Here is a 604-nt window from a genome sequence, read left to right as displayed (position 1 = left end):
CGACGAGACCTCGGGCACGCGGGCCGCGAACAGCGCGCCCGGCAGCTCGATCGGTGCGGGAGTCGTCGAGGGGACGCCGCAGTGGGATGCCGAGTCCGGCGGTTTCGTCTTCTCGGGGGGCAGGAACGGCAGCGGGAACGCCATCCGGCTCCCCGACGACATCAACCGCGGTCTCACGTCGATCTCGGTCGACTTCGACGTGTGGATCTCGCCGGAGCAGATCAACTACTACATGATCTACGGCATCGGCAACCGCGCGGGCAACGGCGCGGGCGAACGCTATCTCTTCGGGTCCGGCGACTCGTTCCACACCGTCATCACCCCCGGTGGGCAGTCGCAAGAGATCAACATCCAACCCTCGGGGAACCCGGCGCTGGCGCGCGGCATCTGGAAGCACATGACGTACACGCAGACCGGCACGACCGGGGTGCTGTACGAGGACGGGGTCGAGCGCACCCGCAACACCTCGGTGACGACGACGCCGGCCGACCTCGGCTCGACCGTCCACAACTATCCATGTCCCTTCTACACCACTGCCGCTGACGCCGACCTTACGCGTTAACATCTTAGGTATGCCATCGTCGCTACACACCACCATAAAAAA

Annotated in this window: 1 protein-coding gene; it reads left to right on the top strand. The window is 65.2% G+C overall.

Annotated features, from left to right (window positions below; all coding sequences use genetic code 11):
• Positions 1–562, top strand: a 562-nt coding sequence (locus NS220_RS17545; protein ID WP_153004354.1) for a LamG-like jellyroll fold domain-containing protein, incomplete at its 5' end; no start/stop codon positions are given.
• Positions 563–604: the final 42 nt, after the last annotated feature.

It is taken from the genome of Microbacterium testaceum (assembly GCF_001476655.1).
GTDB lineage: Bacteria > Actinomycetota > Actinomycetes > Actinomycetales > Microbacteriaceae > Microbacterium > Microbacterium testaceum_C.
This window is presented reverse-complemented; position numbering and strand designations above follow the sequence as displayed.